9 protein-coding genes and 1 pseudogene are annotated in these 5,027 nt (G+C 48.3%); 1 reads left to right on the top strand and 9 read right to left on the bottom strand.

Annotated elements, in window-relative coordinates; genetic code table 11:
- Positions 1-21 precede the first annotated feature (21 nt).
- The 9 genes from B1A75_RS18980 to B1A75_RS18945 all read right to left on the bottom strand — a co-directional run bounded on the left by B1A75_RS18980 (position 22) and on the right by B1A75_RS18945 (position 4,770).
- Positions 22-1,242: an IS110 family RNA-guided transposase gene (locus B1A75_RS18980; RefSeq protein ID WP_079936713.1), complete on the bottom strand. Its 1,221-nt coding sequence runs from the start codon at positions 1,240-1,242 to the stop codon at positions 22-24.
- 207 nt (positions 1,243-1,449) lie between these two features.
- On the bottom strand, positions 1,450-1,593 hold the full coding sequence (locus B1A75_RS20490; RefSeq protein WP_254866665.1) for an ArpU family phage packaging/lysis transcriptional regulator: 144 nt from the start codon (positions 1,591-1,593) through the stop codon (positions 1,450-1,452).
- Between the two features lie 7 nt (positions 1,594-1,600).
- The gene (locus tag B1A75_RS20485) at positions 1,601-1,741 is read right to left on the bottom strand and encodes a hypothetical protein (protein WP_254866664.1); all 141 of its coding nucleotides are present in this window, start codon (positions 1,739-1,741) and stop codon (positions 1,601-1,603) included.
- Positions 1,738-2,166, bottom strand: a complete 429-nt coding sequence (locus tag B1A75_RS18970; protein ID WP_079936712.1) for a helix-turn-helix domain-containing protein — start codon at positions 2,164-2,166, stop codon at positions 1,738-1,740. The genes B1A75_RS20485 and B1A75_RS18970 overlap by 4 nt, the downstream gene beginning before the upstream one ends.
- Before the next feature lie 14 nt (positions 2,167-2,180).
- On the bottom strand, positions 2,181-2,975 hold the full coding sequence (gene thyA, locus B1A75_RS18965; protein WP_079936711.1) for a thymidylate synthase: 795 nt from the start codon (positions 2,973-2,975) through the stop codon (positions 2,181-2,183).
- A 13-nt stretch (positions 2,976-2,988) separates the two neighbouring features.
- Positions 2,989-3,411 carry a hypothetical protein gene (locus tag B1A75_RS18960; RefSeq protein WP_079936710.1) on the bottom strand — a complete coding sequence of 141 codons (423 nt, stop codon included), beginning with the start codon at positions 3,409-3,411 and terminating at the stop codon, positions 2,989-2,991.
- Entirely contained in the window at positions 3,392-3,637 is a 246-nt protein-coding gene (locus B1A75_RS18955; protein ID WP_079936709.1) for a DUF3310 domain-containing protein, read from the bottom strand. The genes B1A75_RS18960 and B1A75_RS18955 overlap by 20 nt, the downstream gene beginning before the upstream one ends.
- Entirely contained in the window at positions 3,634-4,137 is a 504-nt protein-coding gene (locus B1A75_RS18950; RefSeq protein WP_079936714.1) for a RuvC family protein, read from the bottom strand. Before B1A75_RS18950 ends, B1A75_RS18955 begins: the two co-directional genes overlap by 4 nt.
- Before the next feature lie 297 nt (positions 4,138-4,434).
- Entirely contained in the window at positions 4,435-4,770 is a 336-nt protein-coding gene (locus B1A75_RS18945; protein WP_176202450.1) for a hypothetical protein, read from the bottom strand.
- A gap of 103 nt (positions 4,771-4,873) precedes the next feature.
- Between B1A75_RS18945 and B1A75_RS19650 the strand changes: the two are divergent.
- Positions 4,874-5,027 (top strand): annotated as a pseudogene (locus B1A75_RS19650) (IS66 family transposase); the annotation flags it as partial.

Here is a 5,027-nt window from a genome sequence, read left to right as displayed (position 1 = left end):
TATATATATGGTTTCTTCATGCTACGCACTTGTCTTCTCCAGTTTCACTTCGTACCCTAACCCCTCTAGCCGTTTCACCGTTTGGCGCACGATGGCGGCCTCCCGTTGCTGATCCCAGTAATCGGCTCCCAACTCTCGATACGGTTCCTTTCGCGTTAAGACCGAATAGATGATTTCCAAGATCGTTCTCCCGACCGCGACACTCGCTCGATTCGCTCCTCTTCGTTTGGCGATCCGATGATACTTGGCTGATAGGTACGTGTTCTTCGTTCGGGCGGCGGCGCGGGCGCATTCCACCAGACACGCCCTCAGCTTCTTGTTCCCTTTCCTCGTTCGACCTGACAACCGTTTCCCCGCACTCTCATGATTCCCGGGAGCCATTCCAGCCCATGAGGCCACGTGCGCAGCCGTAGGGAAACGGCTCATATCCGTCCCGATTTCCGCGATGATGTGCTCCGCGCTTTGCCGCCCCACTCCCGGAATGGTCTCCATGAGCTCCAGCGCTTCATGAAAAGGGCGCGTTCTCTCCTTGATTTCTCGATTCAACCGGGCAATCGCTTCGTCTAAATATTCGATATGCCGGCATTGTTCCGCCAGCATCATGCGTTGATGCGGCCCCATGATTCCTTTCAAGGCGCGCCGGAGCTCTCCGATTTTTTGTTTCAGCCGCCCTTTGGCGAGTTGCGCCAATACCGCCGGATCGTCCGTTCCTTCGATCAGGGCCCGAAGGATCCGCTGAGCCGACACCCCGTTGATGTCCGATATAACCGAAGCCAGCTTGATATTCGCTCCTTCCAACACTTTTTGGATGCGGTTGAGCTCCCGGGCCCGTTCCTCAATCAAACTGCGCCGATACCGAACTAGTTCCCGAAGCTCCCGCTGAGYTCGATCAGGAATGCARCTCCCTCGGAGCAGTCCGTGGCGAAGCAAGTCCGYRATCCATTCCGCATCTTTCACATCCRTTTTTCGTCCGGGAACCGCTTTGATATGTTGGGCATTGACGACCAGCACGTCGATGGGCTCCSCTTCAAGCAGGTTATAGATCGGCTTCCAGTATACGCCCGTCGATTCCATGGCCACGTGCGTCACCTGTTTTTGTTTCAGCCACTCCACCAACTCCTCRAGATCGTCGGTCATCGTGCCAAACGTGCGAATCTCTTTGCCTTCAGGGGTTAGGACGCAAGCCGTGATCGATTTCTTATGCACGTCCAATCCACAACAGCGTTCATACAAGACGCGCATCGGTCTCCCTCCCTGCTTCATTCTCCAAAACAGCTGGTGCAGCAGCCTTTGTTCCAGCATTCTATCCTGCGTGCTTCCCAGAAGGGAGCGACATTCCATGGTGCACCAGGCTGCTGGGGTCCGTCTATCTTTCGGACTTTACCGTACCATAGATCTTGCGACCTCATGACCCCAGCTGCAAGGAGACCATTCGACAGAAGGTGGTTTTCATCCTTCCGATGGTGACGAAATTTTTTTGTCATGGGAGTCTATCTTCAAAATAAACGCCAATTTATAAAAAGTTCCCGCTTTCATTCGATAATACTGTTGTTCAGACATTCCCATCTCATTATATAGCTCATAATCATACACCTTCTCATCACTCAAATACCGTTTCACTATCAGCTCCCGTTCCCTCGGACTGAGGCCGATTCACGCCTCGTCTAATCCATTCCATATATTCGTCACGTTCTCGTTCAAAATCCACCTTCTTGATCGCCGTATCTTCAGCCGATTTCATGAATTTGCCTCTCCCAACAACTTCGCAATGTCATAAATGATTTGATCTCTCCATCGGTACAATTGTCGTACACTCACCCCAATCTCTCTAGCAACCTGTTCCCACGTGTAGTTCTTCCCTGACCAATACTTCAACTGTACCGCTTTTTGTTTTTCCGGCGAAAGCGACCTGTATACTGTTTGAATCGCATGAACGATCTGCTCCAAACGCTCCAAGCGCCTATGGGTAATCAGTTCAATTGTCCGTCGTTCGGTTGGGCGTGAAGGGAGGTTACCACGCCCTCCACCGACGTTCTCATCATAATTCGTCCGACCGAACAAAATGTCTTTTTTTAATCTTTGGATGTCGCGCACATATTCGAAATAGTAATAGAGGTTGTGTTCAATATATTGAGCAATGCCTTTTTCGATTTTTACAGCGGTCATGTGATGCCCTCCTTTTATACAGAAATCGGGGCTTTGATCGCCGGATGCGGATCGTATCCGACAAACTCAAAATCTTCATAGCGATAGTCAAAAATCGAATCCGGTTTTCTCTTGATGATAAGTTTGGGCAGCGGTCGTGGTTCGTGCGTCAATTGCAACTTCGCCTGCTCCACATGGTTTTTATATAAATGAACATCGCCGCCGGAAAAAATAAGCTCGCCTACTTCCAAATCACACTGTTGGGCAACCATATGTGTCAATAGGGCGTAGCTCGCGATGTTAAACGGCAATCCTAGAAATGTATCGACAGAACGCTGTTGCCACATGCACGACAGCCGGCCGGCCGCGACATAGAACTGGAAGGCGTAATGACACGGCGGCAACGCCATTTGGTCGAGTTCGCCGACATTCCATGCGCTCACAAGCAACCGCCGCGAATTGGGGTTGCGTTTGATTTCCTCAATCGTCCTTGTGATCTGATCGATTGTTCCACCGTCTGATGTTCTCCAAGAACGCCATTGGGCGCCGTAAATGCGCCCGAGGTCGCCGTTTTCGTCCGCCCATTCATCCCAAATTGTCACGCCATTCTCGTTTAAGAAGCGAATGTTTGTATCACCGCGTAAAAACCACAATAGTTCATAGATGATCGAACGAATGTGAAGTTTTTTCGTCGTCAGCAACGGAAAGCCTTTTTGCAAGTCGAAACGCAACTGACGGCCGAACACAGACAGCGTCCCTGTCCCCGTTCGATCTTCTCTCTCAATGCCGTTTTCGAGAATATCACGCAACAAATCCAAATACTGTTTCATAATCCATCCACCTCTACTCTTCCATTGTTATAGATTTAATCATGTCCTTAATCGCATTCGCGGCTCGCTCGTACGTTCCTGCGATCCCGCGCCATGTGATGAAGTCTCCCTCGTACTGTCCGGCGATTTTCAACTGTGTTCCCTTGGCGATCCGACTGTAATGCTGGGCGTCGGTCGCTGATGACTTTTCGCGCTCCTTGCGGTAGTGTTGGCCTTGCGCGATTTCCGCCATTCCTTCATGGTATTTCGCGCGCTTCTTGTACCATCCCGCGATTTGCCACGCCACTTGCTCAAGTTTTGTATAGAGATATTCCATCCGCGATAACTCGTATGGCGTCAACTCATCCATCCGCTCTTCGTAAAACCGAATCTGCTGAATATAGCGGCTATGCAACCGCGTATATTCTTCGAACTCCTTATCGGTCGCTTCGTTCATCGCTCTCCCCCTTTACTTCGATCAAAAGCTCAAGGTAGTATCTTGCCTTTTTCAAGTCTGTCAATCCGCCTTTGTAAAGGTAACGTCCAGTGTATTTATATACATTCCCTAAACAAAATCCTTCGAACTGTTCTGGCGTCATTTTCGCTTTCATATAATCGATAGGCTCAATGCCGCCTACCTTGTAATAGTCAGGGCGTACGTCTTCTTGTTTTGGCAACTTCATTCCCTCTCTTTCAAAATTTTGTTCAACACTTCTCTCTGTGCTTGAATGAGCTTCGTTTCAGTTTTGGCTGCCCTCGCGATTTGCGCCAATACGAACGCATCTATAACGTTATTCGAGTCGCTTTCAAATCCCCATCGTTTATACACCTCAAGCACAACCTTCTCTTTATTTGCATTTCCTTTCGCTCCGGCAAACTTTTTCAAAAGAGACGGGGCGACATCGATATATGGAATGCCCCGTCTGTACAGCTCTATTCGCATCCCCCATCCGATTCCACCCAAAAGGAAGCCTCGCTGGCTCGCGTATCCAAACCCTTCGATCGCGACAAAATCTGTATCATGCACCGAATCGACTACGGCTTGGATCAGTTCGCTCATCCTCGCCGGGTCGTCTCCCTCTTTCTCAATCTCTTTCGCCTCAATCACTTCCCCAAACGGAGATAACACTACAAAACCCGTCCGTAAAGAAGGATCAATGCCAACGAATCTTTCAAATTGCATGACTACACCTCTTTTATAGAGTTCATACATTTCTGAAATGATTGGTTTCACATCCTTGATGATTTTGTTTACAATTTCTGAAAAACCCATGCTGATTGGTCTGAAACGCTCGATAATTTCATTTGCAATTTCTGAAAAATCCCTTTCCCGTTCTGTCGTCGCCATATTTCACAACACCTCAATATCCCCGTTCTTGCCGATCTATGTTTTCTGCACGCTTCATCTCATTTTCGATTTCTGATCTTTTCAAACACCGGTGAAACGTCCTCATGTTCCGTTCCCTCCCGTTGTGTTTTTTCACTCAATATCGAACCGGCTCTCTACCGGAGCGATAAGCTCCAATTCGAACAAATCGACCGGTCGCATCCACTTATATCCGTTCTCACCAAACGGCATCATTTCTTCGTCTCCGATATACACTCCAAATCCATGGTATCTGCTGTATACAATGTCGCCTCTCTTAAACTCATTTACTTCGCGTCCGAGTTTTGACCATTTTTCTTTCCTCTTTTCTTCGTCATTCACTTCGTACCATCCACATAGCGCCAGAGCGAATTGCTCGGGCGTCAGTGTTTCCAGTTTTTCGAGTTCATTTCTCATTTTCAAATCGTTCGGCTTCATGAAATTTTCCATGGTAACTATTCAGCCCGTACATAGAAAAAATTTACGAGAGCCGGTTTGTTCGTACCTTCCTTGTCTATACTAATTACCATCATAGACATGGGAGGTGAACACAATGGCAAATGTTGCTTTTGGCTTCCAAGAAGCGGTCTTCACACTCGAAAGCATGGTGGCAAACATCGAACGTCAAGCACAGACCATCGAAAAACTCATCAACGAAAATAAACAGTTAAGACAAGAAAACCAGCAATTGAAAGCACGTATTGCAG

Origin of the sequence: Geobacillus sp. LEMMY01, assembly GCF_002042905.1 — a bacterium.
Lineage (GTDB): Bacteria > Bacillota > Bacilli > Bacillales > Anoxybacillaceae > Geobacillus > Geobacillus proteiniphilus.
This window is presented reverse-complemented; position numbering and strand designations above follow the sequence as displayed.